Here is a 22559-nt window from a genome sequence, read left to right as displayed (position 1 = left end):
ATCAAACGTAATCAGCACGATATCGACAAGCAGACAGTGATGAAGGCCTACAAACCGGTCAAAGACAATGCGGGCGCGGCCGTCGTGGATAAGGTATCGTTCGAAGCTTTTGAGAAGGACTTGAAGGGCAACCTTTACAAGGTCTGGAATCGAATGTCTTCTGGCGGCTACTTTCCACCTGCCGTTCGGGCTGTCCCCATTCCCAAGAAGAACGGCGGACAACGCATTCTAGGCGTGCCGACAGTAGCAGATCGCGCGGCGCAGACGGTCATCAACCTGCAGATTGAACAAGCACTCGAGTCTTGCATTATGCGTTCGATACATGGATGGCGCTATTCGAACGCGGCCGCCGCGAGATCGCTGCAGCCGGTCGAAAGGCAGGATGTTGCGGGGCAGAGGGATCGAAAGCAGGGTTCTGGAAGGCTCATGATAATGTCTTGTCGATCCGATCGCGCAGCCAATCGCCGACGAGCGAAATCGACAAAGTGGTGAGTGAGATGACCAGCGAAGGGAGCAAGGATCCAGGGAGCACGGGTCAGATAGTCACGGCCGTAACCGACCATATTGCCAAGCGAGGTCAGCGGCGGCTGCACTCCAAGTCCAAGAAAGCTAAGGCCGCTCTCGAGCAAAATGACGTCCGGAAACGCGAGCGTCATGGTGACGATCACGGTGGAGGCGATGTTCGGCATGACGTGGCGCAGGTAGACGCGCGATGGCCTTGCGCCAAGCTGGCGTACGGCGATCACATAGGCTTGCTCGTTGGAACTCATAGCAAGCGCACGGGTGACACGCGCGTAGCGTTCCCATCCGTGCAGACCAATGAGCCCCACGAAGAGGAGCAGAGAGTTGCCGAAGAAAGCAAGCACCGCGAGTGCCAAAACGAGAATCGGCATGCTCGCCTGGAAATCAACACAACCGAGGATGACCTGCTCTACCCAGCCTCGGAAGTGAGCGGCCAAAACTCCAAGCGTAGTGCCAAGGACGACGCCGATCAACGTCGCTCCGAAAGCAATAAGTAAGCTGATGCGGATGGATATAATCAGGCGCGCCAGCACGTCCCGGCCGAGTTCGTCCGAACCGAAGGGATTCGCGATGGTTCCGCCGAGACCAAGAGGTGCAGCGAGGCGATGATGAAGGTCGAGGGCTGCATAGTCATAAGAGGCGAGGCGATCAGCGAAGATTGCGACAAGAAGCATGAGGGCGAGCCAGGCAACCGCAATTGCGACCCCGCGGTCACGCCACCACCCCAGACTGCGCATCCTCGAAGTCGGCAGAATTCGGTCTGCGGAAATGCTCGACAATTATTGCCTCCCAGAGCGCAACTCGCGCATACGTGGATCGAGCACGCCATAGAGCAGATCGATGGTGACATTGGTGGTAATCATGGCGGCGGCCACAATGAGCAGGATGCACTGGACGACAGCCAAATCACGGCTCGCAACCGAGACGACCAGCAGACTGCCAATGCCTGGCCATGAAAAAACGCTTTCGACGAGCACCGTTCCCGCGATGAGATTGCCAACCATGAAGCCGACGATGGTCAGCACCGTTATCGCGCCGTTGGGCAGAGCGTGGCCGGTGACGACTCTCGCCCAAGGCACACCCTTGGCGCTGGCGGCACGGATATAGGGCTGCCCAAGTACCTCGAGCATAGCGCTGCGGCTGAAGCGGGCCAAAACGGCCGCACCACCCAGACCGAGCGTGATGACGGGCAGCATCAAATGCTGCCAAGTGCCTGCACCGCCCGAGGGGAACCAAGAGAGCTCGACTGCGAAAGCCAATACGAACACGAGGCCGAGCACGAAAGATGGCACGGTGAAGCCCACGACCGCTACCATCATCACCAATCGATCCGCGATGCTATCTCGTTTGAGAGCCGCGTAGATGCCAGCCGGAATGCCGACCAACAGATTGAGGGTCAGTGCCGGCGCAGTCAGCATCAGCGTGACGGGGCGCTCGGCCACGACGGTGATCGCGGAACGCCCGTCACGCATCGATTGGCCGAGATCACCATGACCGACCGCAAAGAGGTATCTGAGGTATTGCACCCAGAGCGGCCCATCGAGCCCCCAGGCCTTTCGGAAGGCCTCGACCGCTTCCGCCGGGGTTTCCGGCGAAAGTAACGCACGGGCGGGATCGCCAGCGGCGCGCAGCACCGCGAATGCGAATGTGACCACAATTCCGATGGTCAGCAACGCGCGCGCCGAGCGAACCACGATCAAGCGAGCCATCATGCCTCCTTCTCGAATACGGCACCATGGTCGCCGATCAGATGGCAGGCGACGCGGCGCCCGTCGGGAGCGGATGTGAGCTCTGGGGCGAACCGCGCGCAAAGGGGAGGCGCTACCGGACAGCGAGGATGGAATGCGCAGCCGCCCGGTCGCGCAGCCGGATCGGGCGGATCTCCTTGCAGGATCGTGCGAGACCGATGTCTCCCCGGCCTGTCACCGCGGAAACGAGCGCCCGCGAATAGGGATGCAAAGGATCCAGAAGAACCGCCTCAAAGGCGCCTTCCTCGACGATGGCGCCGAGATACATCACAGCAATCCGATCGCTGATCAGCCGGACTACTCGCAAATCATGGCTGATGAAGATCATCGCCATGCGCCACCGCGCCTGCAGATCCTGCAGAAGATTGATCACTTGCGCCTGGATCGAGACGTCGAGCGCCGATACTGGCTCGTCGCAGACAATGAGATCTGGATCGGTCGCAAGCGCTCGGGCCAGGACAGCACGCTGGCGCTGACCGCCTGAAAGCTCGTGCGGAAAGCGCCTGAGGTGATCGGCCCTAAGCCCCACATCCGCGAGAAGCGCATTGACCCGCCCCTTTCGTTCCGACTTGCTGCCAAGCCGATGAATTTCGAGCGGCTCGGCTATCTGCGCGCCGATCGTCAGGCGGGGATCGAGCGCAGCTAGCGGATCCTGAAATACCATTTAGATTCGCATCCTGAGCCGGCGCCATCGAATATCGCCGATAGCAGGCAAAGCTTCTCCGCCGAAAGTCACAGAGCCGGCATCTGGTCGGTCCAGGCCGATCAGGAGCCGGCCCGTCGTGGACTTACCACAGCCGGATTCGCCAACCAGTCCGAGCGTTTCGCCCTGAGCCAGCTGCAGCGAGAGCCCATTCACCGCGTGGACCATCGCTGGACGCTGGAAAGGGCCCTTTGGCAAGCGATATCGACGGACAAGCCCATCGGCTTGGAGGATCGGCGGAGCAGTCGTTGTCATGCAGCCACGACCTCGCCCGTGGGCACCTCGCTCGTGACATGCAAGCAGGCAGCCCTGTGTCTGATGTCGCCATCCAGCGAGGCGAGCTCAATCGCCCATTCACTGCAGCGTCCGATCCGCCGATCGCAACGAGGAGCGAAAGGACAGCCTGGCGGAAACTCGGCTGCGTTTGGCACGACCCCCGGAATGGGGAAGAGGCGTTGCCGCGGCGCATCCAGACTTGGAAGAGCGGCAAGAAGACCTCTCGTATATGGATGATCAGGTTGGTCGAAGAGACGGTCGGTGGGCAATTCTTCGACGATGTGCCCCCCGTAAAGGACTAGTACGCGTTCACAGATCTCACTGACGATGCCGAGATCATGCGAGATCAGGACCAACGCCATACCTGTCTCGCGTTGGATCTGCCGCAGAAGCTCAAGGATCTGCGCTTGAATAGTGACATCCAAGGCGGTGGTAGGTTCATCAGCGATCAAGATGTCGGGTTGCCCCGCAAGGGCCATGTGCGATCATAACGCGCTGGTTCTGCCCACCGGATAATTGGTGCGGATAGGCGCCAAGCCGGCGCGCGGCATCGGGTATACCGACCTGATCGAGCAGACGTCGCGCCTCGGCAAGCGCCGTGCGGCGGTCCATGCCGCGATGAAGCCGCAAGGCCTCGATGATCTGATTGCCCACCGTGTGCACAGGATTAAGCGCACTCGCCGGGCCCTGGAAGATGATGGCGATCTGCCCGCCGCGCACGTTGTCGAGGCGAGAGGCTGGCGCATGGAGCAGCTCCTCTCCGGCCAGGCGTACGCTGCCCGTTATGTTAGCACGCCGTGTCAACAGACCGAGCGCTGCAAGCCATGTCACGGATTTGCCGCAACCGCTTTCGCCGACCATGCCCAGCGATTCGCCACGCCTGAGAGTGAGATCGAACCCGCGCAGCGTCGGCACACCGTCGAACGCGACACCCAAACCTGCGATCTGAAGAAGCGCCTCCATGCGAGATCCCTGCCCTTCCCGCATCATAGGGGCCGCATCAGCTCGATTTGAACGAAGCCCTTGCCACGGCAAGAGAGCAACGATGCGGCATCCTCGAATGGCAACTCCGCCGACCTTCGGCGATCGGCGGCAAGCGTGCTTAGCCAGCGCAATTGTGCGACAGGTGTGCGGGCGCGCCTGGAATTGCTGGTATCGACAAGGCCGGCAAAAGAGCACGAATGCTCCCCAAAGGAGATCGTACCATGCGCCTCGGAATGGCCGATGTTCGCGCAGCTTTCGAACATGGGCTGGACACTTGCAGCAGCCTTGAGCTCGCATCCGATCTCAAGGCGCTCCGCTACTTGCCGGCGCGCTATCAGATCGTCGGCGCGGTTCTGAGCCACGCTTTGATGAATTCGGCGCAGCGTCCGCGCCTCCCAGGCAACGCGGCCGTCCCCTCGAATCGGCTGCGAGACCTTGAACAGGATCGCAAGATCTCCAGCGGCAAGAATGTCGTCAAACCAGGTCATCGCCAAGACACTCTGCCCGAGGGCTAGCTCCAAGGGCGGATTGCTGTCGGACAATGGTCGATTCAAGGTGTGCATCATCGCGATCAGGTCCGGATCAGAGCTCTGTTGAAGGGGCCGAAATTGAGGTCGAGCGTCAGTCCCGGCAGCCATGGCACATCGCGGCGCTTGCCATAGAACTGGCCCGAGACGTGCAGAATCACGCAAGGCGGATCGATCTAGTTGATGATCTCGAGCATACGACGGATGATCGGCCGGCGCTGTTCGGCCTGGACGATGTCCTGGAGCTTGGCGCCGAGCGCGAAGTATTCCTCGTTCCTCCAGACTCCGATCGACTTTGGCAGGGTGCCGCTCGGACCGAATTCACGCCAGGGATGGCCGAGATGATCCAAAAAGAGCGCCGTATTCGACGTATCAAAGATGGCACGCACCGGCTGGCGTTGAATTTGCGCGAAGTTTTCCATCATCTGGATCTTGACGTTCAGGCCAACCGCACGCCACATCTCGATCATAATCTGCGCACCAGAGACCTGATTGGGGTAGTAATTGTTGAGCAGACGATAGGCGATCTGCTCTCCCCTGTAGCCCGCTTCGGCCAACAGCTCCTTGGCTTTGCCGGGATCATAGGCAAGCGAGGGAAATTCGTGGATGTAGCCTTCGCCGTAGCTCGGCAGCTGGTAGCCGTTCGGAATCGGGAGCCGGTCTTCCCACAAGCTCTGCACGATCAGCTTGCGATCGAGCGCAAGGCTCATGGCGCGGCGAACACCCGCATCCTTCAAGATGGCATCGGTCTGATCGAAGACGAGCGAGCGGATATTCTGCACTGCACCACCCACGATCTCGAGATCAGCACGCTTCTGGATGGTCGCGAACTGGTCCGGCGGAATGTCAGTGGCGATGTCGAGCTCGCTGGCGAGCAGGCCGTTCACGCGGGCGGAAAGCTCGGGAATGATGCGGTAGTCGATGCCATCGAACGGCGGCCGACCGCCCCAATAGGCATCGTGGGCGGTCAACGAGACGCGAAGATCGAGCTTGTGGTCGACGAGCTTGTAAGGACCGCTTCCGACAGGGGCTGTGGTCCAGCGCTCCTACGAGCCCGCCGCCACGAAGGCGCGCTGACTGACGATCTCCGATCCCCAAGCAGCCAGGCGCTGCTCGAGGAGCGCGTCGCCGCCCTTGGCATGCACAATGACGGTGTAAGGATCGACGATTTCGACTTTCTCGAGCCGATCAAGCAACTGAAGCGCCTCGGACTTTCCGCTGCGTCCAGGTCCCAGCAGGTGGTCAGGACCAAGACTAAAGGCGACATCTTCGGCCGTCAAAGGCGTTCCGTCATGGAAAGCCACTCCCTTGCGCAAGAACAGCCGCAGTGACTGCGCATTGATCCGCTCCCAACGCTCGGCTAAGCCGGGCCGTAGCGGCATATCATGGGCATGGTCGAAGGTGATCAGCGTATCGAAAAGCTGCGGCATGATCCGGCGAATGGCAGTATCGGTCGCGATGACCGGGTCGAAGGATCGCGGAAATCCGGACATGCCGACCTTGAGGCGGCGACGCGTCAACGTCTTAGGCTCACCCTCCGCAGCACCGGCGCCTGTGCTGGCCAACACGCTTGCGGCAACCGCGCCTGCGATGGCTTGCCGTCGCGTCAGATCGATATGGGTCATCACCGCCTCCGGTTCCACTTCCATTCATACGAATGCCACGCCCGCGAATTCTTAGATCGGCACTGACATTGGCGGGCCACCGAAATTGGTCGCTTGTGTCATCAGGCATATTCGCGATTGTGTGCGACCTTAAAAACCTGAACTGCTACGGCAGGATGACACTAATCGAATAAGTCGATGTAAGCTTGCGAAGATGCGATAGTTGGCACTTCTAACGCAGGCTGATGAAGAGGGAGAGCGAAGACGCAACGCACTGCGAACGGCCCAACAGAGCCGCACGAAGAAGCGATACAGTTATCGTAATCTTCGATTATTTTATCCAATGCCGCGATCACCCGGTTAGTTTGGTCGTTCTCGTTCGGATAGATCGCCACGAAACCGCTCATTCGAACTCGAAGGATATTGTGTCTTGTCTCTCGTTTCAGAACGGCTCAAACTCGTCCGTCCCTCTCAAACCAAGGTCATGACAGCTCGCGCCGCCGAGCTGCACGATCAGGGCGCCGACGTGATTACGCTCAGCCAGGGTGAGCCGGATTTCGACACGCCGTCCGCTATCTGTGAAGCTGGCATCCGAGCCATCCGCGACGGGAAGACGAGATACACGGCGGTCGCCGGAATCAAGCCACTGCGGGCAGCGATCGGCGAGAGCCTCCGTCGCGATCATGGCCTCGATTACGGTATTGACCAGATCACGGTGGGCTGCGGCGCCAAGCAGGTCGTTTTCAACGCACTATTCGCTAGCCTCGATCCGGGCGACGAGGTTGTGATCCCAACGCCATGCTGGGTCCTCCTATCCCGACATGGTGGCGCTGGCTGGCGGCAAGCCGGTGCTCGTCGCCTGCAGCGAACTCGATGGCTTTAAGCTCCGGCCCCGGGCGCTGGAGAAGGCGATCACGCCGCGCACCAAATGGTTGATGTTGAATTCGCCGTGCAATCCGACCGGCGCAGTCTACAGCCGAGGTGATTTGCTCGCGCTCGCTGCGGTGTTGCACGAGCGTACCCATGTGCATGTGCTATCCGACGACATCTATGAAAAGCTCACCTACGACCCCGACTTCGCAACAATGGCCGCAGTCGCGCCGGATCTCTTTGAGCGCACCTTAACAGTCAACGGCGAGTCCAAAGCTGACGCGATGACCGGTTGGCGCGTCGGGTATGGTGCCGGACCTCTGGCGCTAATCAAGGCCATGAACCTCATCCAGGGCCAGACCTCTTCACACACCAGCTCGATTTCTCAACATGCCGCGCTCGAGGCGCTGTCAGGGAGGCGGGACCATATCAAAGAGTTCGTGCGCGCGTTTTTGGAGCGCCGCGACCTTATCGTCGCCAAGCTGAACCAGGCCAAGGGGCTTGCTTGCCGTGTGCCGGACGGTGCCTTTTATGTTTTCCCCTCTTGCAACGGGGTTATCGGCAAGCGCACGCCGGACGCGAAGCTGATCGAAACAGACGGTATTTGCTCGACGCTTTCGCCGTGGCTGTCGTGCCCGGCGCTGCCGGACATGAGCCTCATCTCAATGACACAGCATCTCGACATGCTGCGGGCGATCGCCGGACGCACGAGGCTGCCGATCGTCGCGGACATTGATACGGGCTTTGGCAATGCGATTAACGTCATTCACGCTATCACGGAATATGAGCGGGCCGGCGCCAGCGCCGTTGTGATCGAGGACAAGACTTTTCCAAAAGTAACGAGCCTTGTTGCCGACGGCCGTCAGCACCTATTGCGAGTTGAAGAGTTCGAGGGGAAGATCGAGGCCGCCATCAAGGCCAGATCGGACCCGGATTTCCTCGTCATCGCCCGCAACGAAGCCTTGATTGCCAACCTCGGCGAAGCGGAGGCCCTGCATCGGGCGCACGCTTATAAGGAGGCTGGCGCGGACATGATCCTGATCCATTCGAAGAGGGCGAATCCTTCCGAGATCGAAAGCTTTTCGCGCGCCTGGACCGGAGCGGTGCCGCTGGTGATCGTGCCGAACGCCCACCCTGACCTCGACTCCAAGCGGGTCAAAACGTTGGGCAATATTTGCATGATGATCTATGGCAATTACGGCATCCGTGCTGCTGCAACCGCCATGCAGGAGACCTTCCGTCGGATCATCGCCGACGGCGCAAGCCTCGGCTCGGCCTCTTTCATCCGGCCATAGCTCATCGCTTTGTTGATCCCGGCATTGGCCTTGATCTTGGTGCCGTCGAGCGCCACATGGCGAAGCTTCACAAGGCCGGCCTCCCGGCACAGCTTCAAGACCTGCCGGAACAGGCCCGATAACGCTGCCAGATGGCGTTTGCGGAACTCGCTGATCGTGCGGAAGTCTGGAGGTTGCTTCCCCGTTACCGCCGCAAAATCCAGTCGCTCCTCGCAGCCCGCGCGATCTTGCGCGACGAGTAAACCCCTTGGCTGTACGCATAAAGCAGCAGCGCCACCATCATGCCAGGATGATAGGGCGGAAAGCCGCGCTCCTCGTCGTAGACATCCATGATCGCCGACAGGTCCAAACCGGTGCGAACCGTATCACGGACAAAGTGCGCCACGTGCCCTGAAGGCACCAAAATCCTGGATCGACGGCGGCGGCAGCCAAACCTGATCAACGTCCCACGGACGAAATGTCTTGCTCATCCATCGTTTGAATCACGATGCTTGTGCTTCGTCGAGAAAAATCAGATTACTCAGACAGGCTTCTAGGGCGCAATTCTAAACGCTCTTAAGACTGCGAGCCTGTCGTCTAGACGACCCTCGATGTCGACTGGGATCAACGGTTAGCCGCCTTGCCGACGCCTGGAGATCACCTCTTAAAGAACCGTCGACAGCAATCGTAGTTGCGGGCAGACCGCACGAACCATACCGAGAAGGCGGATTTTGTGCGTGAGATATCGTTTATAAGCAGCGATCCGGATATACACATCGAATAATGTGATGGAGCATTTATTCCGGCAATGGCCCGCCGTGACAATCAGCGGACATTCCAGGAGCTACCGGAGCAGAAAATGACTGCCGAACACGATGAAGTGCCCCTCAATGCTATCCGGGTGTTTGTGACCATTGCGCGTGAGGGTAGCGTCACGCGTGCAGCGAGCACATTGGGGATGACACAGAGCTCGGCCAGCCGTTATTTGTCTGTGTTACAAGACTACTTTGGCACGGATCTTGTTCAACGGCGAGGCCGACGGAGCGAATTGACAGAATTCGGAAGGCTCTTCGCGAACGCCGTTGCCGAACCGCTTGACACAGTGTGTTTCACCGCGAAGAGGATGCGGCGTAGGAGCCGAGCGGATGCTAATCGAATCGTGGTCCACACGTCTCTTTCCACCTTCGCGTACTCCTTTCTGATTCCGAATCTCCAGGCGTTCTCTGCCGAGATGGGCGGCGTAGTCGTCGACGTGATCAGTTCATTGTCTCCGCCGAGATCTTCCGACAATTTCGACATCTTGCTCACTCGCGATCTTTGTATCGCTGAACCGGCCGACGATTGGGCGATCTACAATGAGACGCTCGTATGCGTAGGTTCTCCAAATTACGTCATGGGAAAAACGCTCTCAACTGTCCGTTCGATGCCAATTCTGAACATCACATCGCGGCCCGACATACTGCCAACATGGCTTAGGGCCATGAACCTTTCCGCAAAGGACATCAAGTCGGGGGCGCGATACGATCATAATTACCTTGCTTTGCCGGCCGTGATGACCGGAAAATGCCTGCTGGTGGTGCCTGAAATTATTGTCAGCGATCTCATGCGGACAGGGGCGCTCCATGTGATACCAGGATCGCGCACTTCAAGCGGCATGCAGTATCGGGCCTATGCGGTGGACCGAAGTGACAACCCCGAGATCGCTCGTGCCTTTTGCCGATGGGTCGGTCGGCTCTGTAAAAAGGCCGCAACTCCGGAAGCCGCCTAACCGCGTATCGGTGTTAGCAGAAGTTCGATCGATGCTTCGAATAGTGCTAGCGTCCATTTGCACGTGCGGACCGTTCCCGATCGACGGCGATGCTCATTTTTAGGCGAGTACCGCGGCCAACCCGCAGTCCAAAACGCTAACCGCGCCCCGCCAGAACCCTTTCCGCCCTCAAACCGGCCGACTACAATCGTCTTGTGAGATATCAGGGGCCGTACCATCAACCAAAAGCTCAGGACCCCTCGCCCTTGTCTTTGCGGTTGCGACGGAGCAACGCGCGATAGCCGCCTCGCATGAGACGCAGCCCCGCCCGGACCAGGCGAATGGTCCGGCTGCGGAGATGGTCTGTTTTCCAGCCGCGATCGGGAATACGATGCCTGCCGAATAGGCCTTGCGCGATTTCGCGATAGCTGTTTCCTTCCAGGGATCCATCGACTGCACGCAAGGCGAGGATGAGCCGATGACGCGTCAAGAACGGCAGCGTCAGAGGGGATGGTCCGATGGGCCGCCGTTCGAGCGCCAGCCAAAATCGATGAGCTGCCCGCATACCAACCTCGAAATTGCGATCGAGCGGCAGGTCGACAGCAACCGATGAGCCTCCCGGTGGCAGTTCTGCTAGCCAAAGGCGATGCTTCGCGCCTCCGAGCGCCACGATGGCATGCCATCCATCCGGCGCGCAACGAAGCTCGCTATCCGCTAGTTTGCTGAAATCCAGGTTGTACCGTTTGGACGCCGCTGAGCGGACAGCCGCGCGCACGGACAGCACGGTCGACAGCACTTCAGGCGCCCAGAAAATGGCTTGTTGGTCAGACGTCTTTTGCGGATCAGCTGCGAAAAGACAGCCCCCATCGCCGTCGAAAGTGGTCCGCCATCGCGCTGGATCGTTCGTTGGCCGCCAGGGCCATATAGTCTCTTTGGTACTCGCAATTGCGGCGCAGCCATTCCCAGGCTATGTCCGCAGCTTCTGCTTTCTTGGCGTCAGGATAGGCTTCCTCTGATTTCCAGTCAGCACCTGGCATCGTACCACTTTCCCCTATGTTCTTTGACGCACATGCAACTGCAGCCCGACAAATGTGACGGTTTATGGTTGCACAAACGCAGATATTCGCTGTTAAATGCAGTTACGCGATGGGACGATCTAATTTTGCGATCGGACATCAACAGAAGTGACGTCCGCATCAAACACATTCATTCCTCGCTGTTCGGCCAACCGCGCTGCAGGAGATGCCGAAAGCCGTGACGCGCCGCCCATTTGGCGCGAGCCAGATGACTTTCAAAAGTACGGCGGGCGCGATCCGGATCCAGGGTAGGATCAATACCAAGCACCATGCGCGCAACTTCGCGCCAATCAGCATTATCGGCTTCGGCATCCAGGAGACGCATATAGGTGACGGCATGTTGCTCGTCATACGGCGTGAGCTGGGGCGCGTTAGGCGCGGAATCTGCGATCTTGGGATCGGACGGCACTGCCTGAAAGTCCTACCAGATTGAGAAGCGTCGATTTAAGCGAGGGTAGCGGTATTCAGAGCCTCTTCGTAGAGAACGGATTGTCGCTGTCTGCAGGAACATGCCTTACCGTAGTCAATTGATGGCTGGGAGCGGTTTCCCGTCCTTCTATTTCGCCGCTCCGACAAGGCCAGAATGCTGATCGCAATTCGTTGCGCTCAGAAGCGCGATTGTCAGAACTACTGCCCTGCAGCGTGCAGCGCCGTCGACCCGACTCAAGAAGTCCACATCGGATGCCGCCCGCCATAACTCATCAACACTGGATCAGTCGGCGCGACGTAGCGGTATCTCGATCAAATACAGGCTGTTTCATTTAGCTTGCGCTTGGTGTCTGCGATCAGCAATCTGAACAGACTTACCGCACTCATACGGCTATAGCCAGTGGTTTGATCGACGTCAGAATGGCTGTTTTGGCGCATGAAAGCTCGTGCGCTTGTCGCCTGGAATGTGCGCCGGATCCGCGTAGATCGCGGTATTCCGCAAGAGCGCTTGGCGTATGATGCCCGGATTGACCGTTCCTATATGGGCGGTATTGAGCAGCAATCGGAAAACCCGACCGTTGATATCCTCGACCGTATCGCTGCAACGCTTGCCGTTCATGTGTCTGAATTTTTCATCCAACCACCCAAAGGTGCGACGCCTCCAAAGACCTTGCGTAAGGGTCGCAAGCCCGCGCGCCAGCATCGCAAAAAGAAATAGCGCTCCTCGCGGACGAGGGTCTATGCTTGCTGCCCAAGTGGCGGACAATCGCGTGCCTTCCGGAACCCGCATCAGCTACATAATCAGCACGCTGAGCTGTTCGGCGAAGAACACGAGATTCGCGAACAACGGACCTGAGTATAACGAGTGACCTTGCCGCCAGCGCCATACGGCATCAGCAATGTCGCGAATCGTACGAATTATAAGTTCAGGACTGCGGTTTCAGGACTGCGGTTAATGAGACGTAACTTCCTTAAGTTTCCGAACGAGGACGTACGAATAATACTTTGGACTTGTAGACTTTAGAAAGATCGGCACCGGCCCACGACGTGACGTTCGGCAAGTCAGCTCTCGAAACCTGTCGCAAGCACGTTTGGATCACCGACATCGGCTTCTCAATTGCGCTCGTCCTTTTTAGTGTGCTTGGAGTGGCGGCGCTGCAATTCGCTGCCAATTGTATACCATCCGATGAAAACAGATAGGCGCCTTGCCGGAGGTGGCCAGACCGGACATACAACATTCACGCAATCCTATCGGGTCCTCAATCCGGTCTCGCTGCACACTCCGAGGCTCTAACCGCCGCTGCATGAAACTTCAGGTCAGGTGCCGCCAGACGCTCCTTGAGGCAAGTCTCCCGGGCAGCGAGGGCTTTTTTTTGCCGCGGCGAGGGCGTCCAGCCGCCCGCCACAATGTAGTCTTTTAGGTGTCTTGCGGTTAATCCCGAGCTCCCGGGGCGATCCGTTTGCTACTCACCGCAGCTCGTGAGCCGGAGTATTGCCGAAAGCTCGTCAGGCTTCGGGGCATGGGATCGTGTCCCCTAGCGTGGTGTAGCTGGCGGCGGGTCACCGCGGTCGCCGGCAAGAGCCGGGCCGGTCAGCTGGCAATAGCCGGAAGGCTGACGGTTGGATTATCGCTCAAGGGTGCGATGGTTTCCAGCGTCATGTAGCGGGAACGCTGGACGGCCCACTCATCGTTTTGCTCGAGCAGGATCGCACCGATGAGGCGAACGATGGCATCTTCGTTGGGGAAGATGCCGACCACCTCGGTCCGTCGCTTGATCTCGCCGTTGAGGCGCTCGATCGGGTTGGTAACCGGTATGAGATTTCTCGGTGCCAACGTTCCGCTGCGGTGTTCTGCGTCGTGGCGTATGGTGCGACATCGGGACAGAGGCACCGGGAGCACGATGTGCGGGCAGGCCGATGCATACGATGAGCCGAGAGCTCGAGTTAGTAGCTGGCCGCCTCTGCGACTCGCCCGGTTGCGCTGGGAGCGCGAATCCGTAGTTGTCGTGTCGCCCGCAGCTCCCGTCATGTGGTCTGATTGGCAGGAGGTGCGAATGCGACGGGTGATTGGCATGGACGTCCACCGAACTTTCGGGGAGGTGGTGGTTTGGGAGGATGGCAGGCTTCGACATGCGGGCCGCATTGATATGACGCGGACTGCGTTGGAGGGATTTGGCAAGACCCTGCTGGCCAGTGATGAGGTGGTGGTCGAAGCGACCGCCAACAGCATGGCGGTATCGCGGGTTCTGGCACCGTTCGTGGCACGGGTGATTATCGCCAATCCGCTGCAGGTGAAGGCGATCGCCCAGGCTCACGTCAAGACCGACAAGATCGATGCCGGCACGCTCGCCAGTCTGCAGGCGGCTGGGTACCTGCCGCAGATCTGGACGCCTGACGCGGAGACGGAACGCAAGCGTCGGCTGGTGGCGCGGCGCTACCAGGTTGTGCGGCATCGCACGCGGCTCAAGAACGAGGTGCATTCGATCCTGCACGCGCACCTGATCCCGAAGTGCCCGCATGCCGATCTTTTCAACGGCCGCGGCCGGGCGTGGTTGGCGGCCCAACCGTTGCCGGACGATGAGCGCGCGGCGATCGATCGGCACGTCCGCGAGCTTGACCGGCTGGCGGAAGATCTGGCCCTGCTCGACCGCGAGATCGCGCAGGACGCCATCGACGATTCCGCGGTCAACAGATTGATGACGATCACCGGCGTCAACTTGGCGGTCGCTGCCGGCATCATGGCGGCGATCGGCGACATCAGCCGGTTCAACAGCCCGCAGAAGCTGGTGAGCTATTTTGGGCTGAACCCGCGGGTGCGGCAGTCCGGACTGGGCGCCGCCCATCACGGCCGCATCAGCAAGATCGGCCGTAGTCACGCGCGCGCCATGCTGGTCGAGGCGGCCTGGGCAGCGGCCAAGGCGCCCGGTCCGCTGCATGCATTTTTCGTGCGCATCCGCGCCCGGCGCGGCCATCAGATCGCCGCGGTGGCCGTGGCCCGGAAGCTCACCGTGCTTTGCTGGCATTTGTTGACGAAGGGCGAGGATTACCTGTGGACGCGCCCGGCACTGGTCGCCATCAAGACCCGCGCGATGCAGCTTCAAGCCGGACATCCGCAACAGAAAGGCAGCCGGCGTGGGCCAGCGTATGCCTACAACATCAAGGCATTGCGCGACCGCGAGATGTTGATTGCTGCACAGGCGGAGCAAAGCTACGAGCGCTTGGTGACGCAATGGAAACCACGGCGGCCAAAAACCGGCGCGCGGGCGCCTCAGCTCGGCAAGGCAAAATAGGGCAGCCTGGTGGCGCTTGCAGCCCATGCGCCACGCTTCGCCACGAGGTCGCCCGCGCCCGCCAAGGATAATCCCGCCTGACGGCAAGTGCCAGCCAGGAATGCAGTCCCGTTCCACGCCAGCATGCCGCCGTGCTCGGGCCGGTCAAGGCCAAGCCTTGCGGTGGCCGCAAACGCGGCCAGCCTTGACCGCCCCTGCGCGCGGCGGCTGCGAGATCGATGGCCGGGACGGACGAATGGCCCGCGGCGCAGCCGAACAAAAGAATGGACGTACGCGATTTCTGCAATCGTCATCACGGTCATGAAAAAAATTGCTTGTCCATCTCATCCGTGGAGTGCAGCTTGGTCCGATGCTGCGGCGGGAAGGTCATGTAGGCGAGCACGTCGGTCTCGGCCTCATCGAGGAAGCCGGCCAGCTTCGGCAGCTTGGGGCGGAGCTGATCGGCGACCTTGCGCCATTGCGTCCGCGCGGCCTCGGCATCGTCCTGGGCAAACGCAGTGGCGATGAAGGCGGAGACGACGCGGCGGCCGCTCTTGCCGGCATGCGCCAGCGCGTTGCGCATGAAGTGGACGCGGGAGCTATTGAAGAACCCAACAGCGCTGATTCACTCCATGTGAAGGTGAGTCGCGATAGGAACGACGGCGATGCTGGGATGCAAGGAACGCGGGCAGCTCGAACTGTTCATCACCGGCTCGTTACGCCAGCTTGTCCCCGACGATCATATCCTCGCCAAGGTCGATCGGGTGTTGGATCTCTCTTGGCTTCGGGGCGAAGTAGCGGGCCTCTACTGCAACGGCAACGGCCGGCCGGGGATTGATCCGGAGGCCGCGCTTCGGCTGATGCTGGCTGAGTTTCTCCTGGGCGTCGTTCACGATCGGCGCCTCTTGCGGGAGGCTCAGGTCAACATCGCGATCCGCTGGTTCATCGGCTACGACCTTCACGAGGTTCTGCCTGACCATTCTTCCCTAACCCGCATACGCCAGCGTTGGGGCGCTGATCGTTTCCGCCGCATCTTCGAACGAACCGTTCAAGCCTGCCTCGTGGCGAAGATCGCCACGTCGTACCGAAAGCGTCGGCGGTGACCGTGGTCACCGCTGTGCCGGTCCTCTCAGCCGTCCGGTCCACCTGCTCGACCGAGGCAAAGACTTGGCATGGACTCGCGCGCGCAATCCGACGCGATCTTCAGAACATGCGCGTCCAGGCGTTCCTGACCGCCACGGCCGCGACGTGCCTCACCGCCAGACTCTCCCAGAATACATTGGCGCGGATCAGGGAGGCGTCGATGTGCACGATCTCTCCAGTGGCTCGTGGAGAAGACCCCTGATGCCGATCTGTTACGCGAGATGATCGGCTTTGCCGCCCAGCGGGCGACAACGATCATCGCCCTCTCGCCGCCGCCTGATCGGCAACCGCTATCGGCGTTCGGCTCTAACTGGTTCTTCACTTGTTCCGACGACCGGCAGACAGGCAGAGGTTCGCCATCGAGCAACGGCCGCAGTCCTTGGCTTTCGAGTAGAAGAAGCGCCCGTGCCTGGTGAAACGCGCTGCGGCCGCAGGACCTTGCCTCTGGGGCACTTCAGGATGTCGTTCTGGGCGGGCTGTAGTGGTGAGCGACCATCATCCTGCGCTCCTTCGAGCGCGTCGCCGCGACGAACGGTCGTAATCGCCGGCTCGAGCCGGCTTATAAGCAGCACGCCGTCGCCGTGGACGACAAGCGCGGCGTCATCCGACGCGGGCTACGCCTACGCCAAGGTCTATGGCGCCATGGAAGAGCGGAACACCCATGCCATGATCCCAAGTGCGCCAGAATGGCCCGCATCGTATCGGTCGCGGTTGGCGTCACCTCGACGTGGAGCGATATGCTGGCCCTTGTTCAACTCCCCGGTGGTGACCTAAACCACCCTCCTGACAGTTTCGCGAGGGGCCATTCCTCGGGGGCACTTTTCCATTTCGCCTGGCATTCCTCGCCGGATATCGCAATGGGTGAACCCGCGCGGCAACTGCCGTCGACGAAGTCCTAGCCGGTTCTCGTCCTCTTGGCGCAAGACCGAACTCCATGCGTCGCTTCTCGTGATCGTCGTACAACCAATCTACATGCTAAATAGGAGAGATCTGTTTTGCGGGGCTGCAGCAAAGCCAACTTAACCGTCCCTCAATTGGTCGATTTATCAACCCGCGCCTTATGCGGACTGTGTGGAATAACCAGTTCGATCTCGCGAGATATCTCGAGGATAGCTTCTGGATGTTGGCCATTTTCGCATAATGCATATTTGAGCGCTTGCGCGCGGCTCGCGAACATGCCACCAAAAATACCATTCTGTTCGCGAACGACCCAGTTTCCAGAATGATCTTTGCCAACAAAGACGGTCGACCCGGCAGAGCTTTCGGGAGGATATTTAGGTTTCATGACCATGAGTCCATGAGTTTGCATGCTTCATCATCTGGAGATCTCCGCATCGATTCATGAAACGGCTCGCTGCACAGCACCGGTGGACCGATCGCCTACTATTGCTGCGAGACCATCGCTGTTTCGGCTGAGATAGGTAGCTCGGCTGTACCGTACGTTCGACGCGCAAACGGGGCATTGCCATCCGGGTTCTCAGCCCAGCTTGCTTGGCGCCTCCAGGTACGAACCGCATCGGTGCAGCGACATACTAGTTGTCGTGAAAATTGTGAGCGCTGGATAAATGGGACTATCTATCGGTGCTTGTCATCTGCAGCTCCGTTCTTAGATCGGGATTCATGAATGGCGGGAGTAGAACCTCTCAGGTTCTAGTCATCTGCCACGATAGTTGCAGATCGCGGTCACCAATTATGGCGCTTTGCTCGCGAACCGGTCGTCGATCTCAACGGCGAATTCTACGGCAAACACGAAGTGAGTCCCGCTACCAATTCTAGGGAAGGCAGATCGCTTTCGCCTTGGCTGAAGCGAGAAACGTGCCCTGCAGCCGTCGGGAAGCCTTCGGTTCTCTCTCCAGCAGATCCGAGAGAATGAATAGACGACAATTGATGACGCTCGCGAATTCACGTGGCATGCGTAGGACTTGGCTTGGACTAACGCCAAGGCAGAACTCCGCCGGAGGGGCCTTGGCCGTATAAGGAAGCAAAGAGACGCCCATCTCAGGCACTTGCTGGTTATTGGGGCCTGCAACATCATCCGCTACCCAAAGGCGCTATCACGAGTTGGAGCGGTCTGGATCAAAGCACTACTTGAGCGACGTCGCCCCACGATCGTTGCAATCGCCGTTGCCAACAAGTTTGCTCGGGTCATTTTGGCGATGATGATGACCGGTGAGTTCTACCGGCCTAAGGCTGCGGGGTAAACTGCAAAGCAGGTAGGCAACTTTAGGCTGAGGGCAAATGACAGCACGATGGAAACCGGCAGAGCTGGGATCAAGCGAGCCCGAAGGGCGAACCGCGATCACCGTCAGGGCCCGCGGCCATGATATCGGCCGCAATACGAGCCGTATACATGGATGCACCCGACCGATCTCCAAAATACTGTCGAAATCGCTTGCGCCGGAGGGGCCATCTATAGATGAAGCTCTCGGCGTCTGCATCGGTTTGCCTAGCGCGATGTAGTGCCATCCGACACGGCTCTGGTCGGTCCATGCGAGAATGGCGTTGCTGGTGAGTTCGCTACCGTTGTCGCTGACCACCATCTTGGGCTTGCCCCGCTCGATTATCAGCCGGTCCAGTTCCTGCGCCACGCGGACGCCGGCGTGCGGGCAACCAGCACCAAGCACCGCCGTTACAATCACCGACGAACGTCAGGATGCGGAGACGGCGGCCGCCATCAGTTGATCCCGCGCAAAGTCGAGCGACCATCGGTCGTTCGGCGTCATCAGATCCGGCATCGGCGCCCTAGTCCCGATCGGCGATTGCGGCCACCCCCGCGGCGTTCCGTCAGCTTCTCTTTCCGATAGGGCCGGAAGAGCTTTTTCTGGTTGATCAGCTCCCAGAACATGCAGCTGCCGTTAGTCGAAGGGGCAGCGTCCCTGGGCAATCGCCCTCATGCGTTGGCGAAGGCTAATACCGTCAGCCGGGGTCGACCGATATCTCATGGGCATGCATGCTGATCCCGGCCGCAGGCCGAGGCTTTGTCGCCAACTTCATGGGCCACAGCGGCGAGGGCGCGCCGGTCAGCGGCGGAAGTCTTACTGCGGAAATTGCTCCCGTAGCTTCGCTTTCCAAAACTTGCCGGTCGACGCTCGTGGTACTGCGTCGATGAACTCGTAGCGATCGGGCAACTGCCATTTTGCAAAACTGCACGCCAATAAATGCTCGCTGAGCTCATTTGTGTTCGCCTGCTTATCGATTTTGAGTACGATGCAAGCGAGCGGTCTCTCGCCCCATTTCTCGTTGGGAATCGCGATGACCGCTGCTTCGGCGACTGCGGGATGCTCCATCAACGCGTTCTCAAGATCGGCCGAGCTGATCCACTCGCCGCCGGATTTGATGAGGTCCTTTGTTCGGTCGGTGATACGCACGAAGCCAAGCGGATCGATTGAGCCAACGTCTCCGGTACGTAGCCAGCCATCCTCGGTGAACGTGTCGCGCGCAACGGGCGTATTATGATAGGAGCCCGAAATGAAGGGCCCGCGCACCTGAATCTCGCCTACGCTCTTGCCGTCCCATGGCTGCTCACCTTCATCGCCGCACAGCCGCAGCTCCACCAACGGTACGGCTACGCCGGCCATTGCAGCGCGACGGTACTTCTCCTGATTGCCCGCATCGCGCAGTTCAGCCCGGTGGTATGATCTGGTGCAGAGAGGAGACGTTTCGGTCATGCCCCATCCCTGCTCAATCCACACGCCATGCCTATCGAGAGCCCGAATCAAAGACTCGGGCACCGATGCGCCGCCAGTCACGGCACGCAGCGATTTCGGCAACTTCCATCGGCCGCGGTCGGGCGAGCCCTCAGCCCGCGACGCCTCGAAAGTCTGCAACAAAGTCATCCAAATTGTCGGCACACCGAAGGCCAACGTCGGCGGTTCCATTTGCATCAGGTCGAGGAGGTCGCCGGAATGCAGGTACGGTCCGGGGAACACGAGCTTCGCACCCAGGTTCACCGCGCCGTAGGGAACGCCCCAGGCGTTTACGTGGAACATCGGCGTGATGGGCAGCAGGACGTCGGTGCTACGCAGCGCCCAAAACTCCGCGAGGCTTCCGACGAGCATGTGCAGGATTGTCGAACGGTGAGAGTAAACAACGCCTTTAGGACGGCCGGTCGTACCGGACGTGTAGCACATTGCAACTGGGTCGGTTTCCTCGTGCGCTTCATATTCGAAAGCATCGGGATCCGCGTAATTCAGCAAACTTTCGTAGTCTTTTGTGTCCGGCGGAACGCGCCCTCCAGAAAACGGGAAGACGATCACACGCTCAAATTGGTGCAAATGCGCGAACTGCTTGTATAAGGGCAAGAGGATATCGTCGACGATCAGGAAGCGGTCGCCTGCGTTTCCGGCAATCCAGCCGATCTCGTCGGGCGTCAGTCGCAAATTCAGGGTGTGCACCACACCGCCTGCCGCAGGGATACCGAAATAGCACTCCAGGTGAGCATGATGATTCCAGCACAGCGTGGCAACGCGGTCACCTTTCTTAAGACCAAGCCGCTGTAGCGCAGACGCGAGCGAGCGTGTGCGCCGATAGAACTCACGGTAGGTGTGCCGGCGAAGGCTCTTGTCAGGCAGCCGCGAGACAATTTCGTTAGCTGCAAAAATCTTGCCCGCGCGCTCCAGCAGATGATTAAGCGAGAGTGGCACGTCCATCATCGTGCTTTGGAACACTTGTCTTCCTTTCGAACGGATTTAGGTACTGGCCAGCAAGCTGCTAATCTTAGGATATTGGCAGATCGAGGATATATCTGACGGCGAGCTCGTGGGATAATGAGATCGTCGGAGGCTCAGAAATTCGGCGTGTGCACATACGATAAGTTGCCTGGCGCGCGACTACCAAACCAGAAAATAGATGGATGGCACGCACTCGGCGTAAAGCCAAAGTCATCGCTGCCTGCCGACTGTCTCCGGTCGTTGAGGAATGCATCGCGACCAGCCGTCTCGTGGACGAGCTTCCGAAAGCGGCTGACCATTTCGATATCGTTGACCACCGCGGGGCCCCCTGCGAAATGATGCATTCGGGGGCGCCGCGGTGCGTTACCGCGCCCCCCTCGGCTGCCTCGCGGGCGCGTTGAGAGAGCAGCGCCCCTCTTTCGGAGCTGCTGATCCTGATGGTCCCCTTCTTCACGACCGACGGGTAGATGATGTTGGTCGCCTCCTCGCCATGGATCGCGCCGATTGTGGTGATTGCGCCGTCGTGGACGGGCATTTCGCGGGAAACCACCTTCTGCACGTCGTTGACGAAGGGGGGCGCGACGGCGATCGCGTCAATGCCGCTATGCGGCGACGGACCATGCGCCATCTTGCCGGTGATAGTGAGATTGAACCGGTCGGCGGATTTGGTTACCACGCCCTCTTGGGCTCCCAATATGCGAGTGGGAACTTCAACACTGATGTGGAAACCGACTGCCCGGTCGAAACCGTCCAGCAGATGCTCGTCGTGCAACGTGCGCCCCCCGACCAGCTCTGCCTCCTCACCCGACTGAAAGAATATCCGCCCCTTGCCAACGAAATTGTGACGCAGCCGGTGCAAGGGAAGCGCAGTGCCGAGCGCGATAGAGCTATGCATGTCGTGACCACAGGCATGCACGACACCATTGATCTGCGAGCGGCAGGAAAGATCGACGCGTCCCTCCTGGATCGTTAGCGCATCGATATCGCCGCGCACCGCGATCGATCGCTTGGGCGCGGAAGATATTGCCAAAGGTGACGTCAGCGTCTCGTAGAATCTTGACCATGGCATCGAAGCCCTGATGCTGGCCCTTGGTTGAGGCCGTGTCACAATCAGATCGCCAGCCGCTATCATCGCGAAGCCATCCGCAACGTTCGTCGCGATCGACCAACCGTATCGTAACAGTCAGCCTGCACAACTGAGTGAGATTCGTTCGCGTCCAATTGTCTTCCCATAGGTTTCTCCCGAGACCAGTCTTCCTCAACCAAAGCTCTCTGCCGTTGCGCCGGAGTTGGCACAAGCTGTTGAATTGTGATAGAAGTCTCCTCCTGAGCGCGCCAGAGAACTGCCAGGGCTTTCGTGCGGGAGCGGGCGCGAACTGGTGCTCGCTCATTGCTGGCTATCGCGGAGCAGCCGTCCCAACGTCTGCATCTGCGGCAACGTGATTCGGTCGCCGTGAACGGCCGATGCGACCGGATGAGACGCAAGGCGCGCACAATCATCTCTGCCTTCGGTGCGACATACACGCGCTGACCGTGAATGCCACGCGGTTCGAAGACGTCCAGCGCGTTGTGGGCTACCCACCACAAGCTGCGATACGAGTAGCCGGGTTGCGGCATGTATTGGCACGTGGCGGGATCGTGCCCCTTTGCACGTTGCCGACGACGGACGCGGTTGGAAGGCCCCAAAATGCTACGACCATTCAAACGCTGCACTTTT

At 59.7% G+C, this 22559-nt stretch carries 15 protein-coding genes and 10 pseudogenes; 8 read left to right on the top strand and 17 right to left on the bottom strand.

The genetic code is table 11. From position 1 onward, the window contains the following. Positions 1-39 precede the first annotated feature (39 nt). Positions 40-492, top strand: coding sequence for an RNA-dependent RNA polymerase family protein (locus tag IVB26_RS07410; RefSeq protein ID WP_247971123.1), 453 nt, complete (start codon positions 40-42; stop codon positions 490-492). On the opposite strand, the pseudogene IVB26_RS07405 reads toward IVB26_RS07410, so the two are convergent. The 7 genes and pseudogenes from IVB26_RS07405 to IVB26_RS07375 all read right to left on the bottom strand — a co-directional run bounded on the left by IVB26_RS07405 (position 425) and on the right by IVB26_RS07375 (position 6771). Next, positions 425-1259 (bottom strand): annotated as a pseudogene (locus tag IVB26_RS07405) (ABC transporter permease). The gene IVB26_RS07410 and the pseudogene IVB26_RS07405 sit on opposite strands and share 68 nt — an antisense overlap. A gap of 42 nt (positions 1260-1301) precedes the next feature. Then, positions 1302-2231, bottom strand: a complete 930-nt coding sequence (locus IVB26_RS07400) for an ABC transporter permease (protein WP_247973094.1) — start codon at positions 2229-2231, stop codon at positions 1302-1304. Then, a pseudogene (locus tag IVB26_RS07395) lies at positions 2231-3228 on the bottom strand (ABC transporter ATP-binding protein). The gene IVB26_RS07400 and the pseudogene IVB26_RS07395 overlap by 1 nt, the downstream one beginning before the upstream one ends. Beyond that, a pseudogene (locus IVB26_RS07390) lies at positions 3225-4212 on the bottom strand (ABC transporter ATP-binding protein). The pseudogenes IVB26_RS07395 and IVB26_RS07390 overlap by 4 nt, the downstream one beginning before the upstream one ends. Positions 4213-4235: 23 nt before the next feature. Next, entirely contained in the window at positions 4236-4727 is a 492-nt protein-coding gene (locus IVB26_RS07385) for a hypothetical protein (RefSeq protein WP_247971122.1), read from the bottom strand. A 209-nt stretch (positions 4728-4936) separates the two neighbouring features. Continuing rightward, positions 4937-6142: pseudogene (locus IVB26_RS07380) on the bottom strand (ABC transporter substrate-binding protein). 404 nt (positions 6143-6546) lie between these two features. Next, positions 6547-6771: a hypothetical protein gene (locus IVB26_RS07375; protein WP_247971121.1), complete on the bottom strand. Its 225-nt coding sequence runs from the start codon at positions 6769-6771 to the stop codon at positions 6547-6549. A gap of 23 nt (positions 6772-6794) precedes the next feature. Between IVB26_RS07375 and IVB26_RS07370 the strand changes: the two genes are divergently transcribed. After that, on the top strand, positions 6795-7247 hold the full coding sequence (locus IVB26_RS07370; RefSeq protein WP_247971120.1) for an aminotransferase class I/II-fold pyridoxal phosphate-dependent enzyme: 453 nt from the start codon (positions 6795-6797) through the stop codon (positions 7245-7247). After that, positions 7186-8529 (top strand): aminotransferase class I/II-fold pyridoxal phosphate-dependent enzyme, encoded by a 1344-nt coding sequence (locus IVB26_RS07365; RefSeq protein ID WP_247971119.1) that lies wholly within the window; start codon positions 7186-7188, stop codon positions 8527-8529. The genes IVB26_RS07370 and IVB26_RS07365 overlap by 62 nt, the downstream gene beginning before the upstream one ends. Here IVB26_RS07365 and IVB26_RS07360 read toward each other — a convergent pair. Further along, a pseudogene (locus tag IVB26_RS07360) lies at positions 8493-8999 on the bottom strand (transposase); the annotation flags it as partial. The gene IVB26_RS07365 and the pseudogene IVB26_RS07360 sit on opposite strands and share 37 nt — an antisense overlap. Positions 9000-9367: 368 nt before the next feature. Here IVB26_RS07360 and IVB26_RS07355 point away from each other — a divergent pair. Next, complete coding sequence (locus IVB26_RS07355) at positions 9368-10276, top strand: LysR family transcriptional regulator (protein WP_247971118.1); 909 nt, start codon at positions 9368-9370, stop codon at positions 10274-10276. A 229-nt stretch (positions 10277-10505) separates the two neighbouring features. On the opposite strand, the gene IVB26_RS07350 is transcribed toward IVB26_RS07355, so the two are convergent. The 3 genes from IVB26_RS07350 to IVB26_RS07340 all read right to left on the bottom strand — a co-directional run bounded on the left by IVB26_RS07350 (position 10506) and on the right by IVB26_RS07340 (position 11740). Continuing rightward, positions 10506-11051 carry a DUF2285 domain-containing protein gene (locus IVB26_RS07350; protein ID WP_247971117.1) on the bottom strand — a complete coding sequence of 182 codons (546 nt, stop codon included), beginning with the start codon at positions 11049-11051 and terminating at the stop codon, positions 10506-10508. A 46-nt stretch (positions 11052-11097) separates the two neighbouring features. After that, on the bottom strand, positions 11098-11292 hold the full coding sequence (locus tag IVB26_RS07345) for a transcriptional regulator domain-containing protein (protein WP_247971116.1): 195 nt from the start codon (positions 11290-11292) through the stop codon (positions 11098-11100). 169 nt (positions 11293-11461) lie between these two features. Next, on the bottom strand, positions 11462-11740 hold the full coding sequence (locus tag IVB26_RS07340) for a DNA -binding domain-containing protein (protein WP_247971115.1): 279 nt from the start codon (positions 11738-11740) through the stop codon (positions 11462-11464). Positions 11741-12196: 456 nt separating this feature from the next. Between IVB26_RS07340 and IVB26_RS07335 the strand changes: the two genes are divergently transcribed. Continuing rightward, positions 12197-12478, top strand: coding sequence for a helix-turn-helix domain-containing protein (locus tag IVB26_RS07335; protein WP_247971114.1), 282 nt, complete (start codon positions 12197-12199; stop codon positions 12476-12478). 873 nt (positions 12479-13351) lie between these two features. On the opposite strand, the pseudogene IVB26_RS07330 reads toward IVB26_RS07335, so the two are convergent. Further along, positions 13352-13570, bottom strand: a pseudogene (locus IVB26_RS07330) (transposase); the annotation flags it as partial. Between the two features lie 262 nt (positions 13571-13832). Between IVB26_RS07330 and IVB26_RS07325 the strand changes: the two are divergent. Next, a complete protein-coding gene (locus IVB26_RS07325) occupies positions 13833-15050 on the top strand; it encodes an IS110 family RNA-guided transposase (RefSeq protein ID WP_247973093.1) in 1218 nt (405 codons plus the stop codon). A 313-nt stretch (positions 15051-15363) separates the two neighbouring features. On the opposite strand, the pseudogene IVB26_RS07320 reads toward IVB26_RS07325, so the two are convergent. Further along, positions 15364-15624, bottom strand: a pseudogene (locus tag IVB26_RS07320) (transposase); the annotation flags it as partial. A gap of 70 nt (positions 15625-15694) precedes the next feature. Here IVB26_RS07320 and IVB26_RS07315 point away from each other — a divergent pair. Continuing rightward, positions 15695-16105, top strand: a pseudogene (locus IVB26_RS07315) (transposase); the annotation flags it as partial. A gap of 1097 nt (positions 16106-17202) precedes the next feature. Here the strand turns inward: IVB26_RS07315 and IVB26_RS07305 are convergent. After that, on the bottom strand, positions 17203-17457 hold the full coding sequence (locus IVB26_RS07305) for a hypothetical protein (RefSeq protein WP_247971113.1): 255 nt from the start codon (positions 17455-17457) through the stop codon (positions 17203-17205). A 638-nt stretch (positions 17458-18095) separates the two neighbouring features. Here IVB26_RS07305 and IVB26_RS43445 point away from each other — a divergent pair. Further along, a pseudogene (locus tag IVB26_RS43445) lies at positions 18096-18373 on the top strand (transposase); the annotation flags it as partial. A gap of 204 nt (positions 18374-18577) precedes the next feature. On the opposite strand, the pseudogene IVB26_RS07300 reads toward IVB26_RS43445, so the two are convergent. The 3 genes and pseudogenes from IVB26_RS07300 to IVB26_RS07290 form a co-directional block, all read right to left on the bottom strand. Beyond that, a pseudogene (locus tag IVB26_RS07300) lies at positions 18578-19132 on the bottom strand (DDE-type integrase/transposase/recombinase); the annotation flags it as partial. A gap of 75 nt (positions 19133-19207) precedes the next feature. After that, positions 19208-20839, bottom strand: coding sequence for a long-chain-fatty-acid--CoA ligase (locus tag IVB26_RS07295; protein WP_247971112.1), 1632 nt, complete (start codon positions 20837-20839; stop codon positions 19208-19210). A gap of 49 nt (positions 20840-20888) precedes the next feature. Next, the gene (locus IVB26_RS07290) at positions 20889-21836 is read right to left on the bottom strand and encodes an amidohydrolase (protein WP_247971111.1); all 948 of its coding nucleotides are present in this window, start codon (positions 21834-21836) and stop codon (positions 20889-20891) included. Positions 21837-22559: the final 723 nt, after the last annotated feature.

The organism is Bradyrhizobium sp. 195 (genome assembly GCF_023101665.1).
Taxonomy (GTDB): Bacteria; Pseudomonadota; Alphaproteobacteria; order Rhizobiales; family Xanthobacteraceae; genus Bradyrhizobium.
This window is presented reverse-complemented; position numbering and strand designations above follow the sequence as displayed.